Source organism: Desertihabitans aurantiacus, assembly GCF_003344635.1.
Classification (GTDB): domain Bacteria; phylum Actinomycetota; class Actinomycetes; order Propionibacteriales; family Propionibacteriaceae; genus Desertihabitans; species Desertihabitans aurantiacus.
In genome coordinates this window covers 1-1,163 of record NZ_QPKK01000510.1, presented here as the reverse complement: position 1 = coordinate 1,163, position 1,163 = coordinate 1, and the positions used below count along the sequence as shown (strand labels likewise).

At 77.6% G+C, this 1,163-nt stretch carries 1 protein-coding gene and 1 pseudogene; one reads left to right on the top strand and one right to left on the bottom strand.

Features of this window, described 5'->3' with window-relative positions; translation table 11 throughout:
• The coding region (locus tag DVA66_RS20580) for a lysophospholipid acyltransferase family protein (RefSeq protein WP_157974224.1) at positions 1-724 on the bottom strand (724 nt) is incomplete at its 3' end.
• 58 nt (positions 725-782) lie between these two features.
• On the opposite strand from DVA66_RS20580, the pseudogene DVA66_RS20575 reads away from it, so the two are divergent.
• A pseudogene (locus DVA66_RS20575) lies at positions 783-1,163 on the top strand (hypothetical protein); the annotation flags it as partial.

The window sequence follows — 1,163 nt, the reverse complement described above, 5'->3', positions numbered from 1 at the left end:
CCTGCTGGCGGACCTCCCCCACCACGGCCAGCAGCGCGGCGTGGATGCGGGCCGAGGCCTCGCGCAGGCGGGCGCCGTCGGGGTCGGGGCCGCGCAGGTCGTCCAGCGAGACCGGCGGGCCGGCCACCACCCGGGCCACCGGACGGCGCCAGAACCGCAGCATCCCGGGCCGCTTGCCCGGCATCAGCTCCTGGACCCCCCACTGCCCGACCGGGACCACCGGGCACCCGCTGGCCAGCGCGATCCGCGCCGCGCCGCTGCGCGGCGGCATCGGCCAGCCGTCGGGGTCGGAGGTGATGGTGCCCTCGGGGTAGATGGTCACCGCCTGCCCGGCGGCGATGGCCTCCTGCGCGGCGGTGACCGCGGCGGCCGCGCTGTCGGAGCGCCGGTCCACCCGGATCTGGGCGGTGGCACGCAGCAGCCAGCCCAGCAGCGGGGCGTCGAAGAGCTCGGCCTTGGCCATGAACCGCGGCCAGCGTCCGGCACCCCAGGTGAGGAAGTGCCCGTAGCCGAGGAAGTCGACGTGGGAGACGTGGTTGACGACCACCAGCACCCCGCCGGAGGCCGGGATGCGGTCGGCATGGCGCCAGTCCGGACGGGTCAGCCGGCGCATCAGCCAGCCGAGCAGCACGATGACGCGGTGCAGCAGCGGCTCGGGCGGATCGTGCAGCACCGAGCCCAGCGGGAGCCGGCTGCGGGCCCGGGTGGCGTCGAGGGAGCTCATCGTGGCGCCACCCTAGTGACCCGGGCCCCACCACGACCGCGGCCGGTAGGGTCGACGGGTGCCGCTTCCCGCCCCACCCCCCGCCACCGCGCCGGTGGCGGTGGTGGCGATCAAGCCGTGGGCCCGGGCCAAGAGCCGGCTGGACGCGCTGGCGCCGCCGGAGCGGGCCGCGCTGGTGCGGGCGATGGCCCTCGACACCTGCGCCGCGCTGGCCGCTGGCGGGTGCCGGCTGCTGCTGGTCTCCGACCAACCCGGGCTGGCGGCGGAGCTGACCAGGGCTGGGGTGGCGGCGGAGGTCCTGGCCGACCCGGGTGGCGGGCTCAACCCCGCGCTGCGGCACGGGGCCTCGGTCGCGGTCGACCGCGGTGCGTCGACGGTGCTCGCGGCGGTCTCCGACCTGCCGGCCCTCGATGCGGGATCGGTCCGGCAGGTGCTCGGC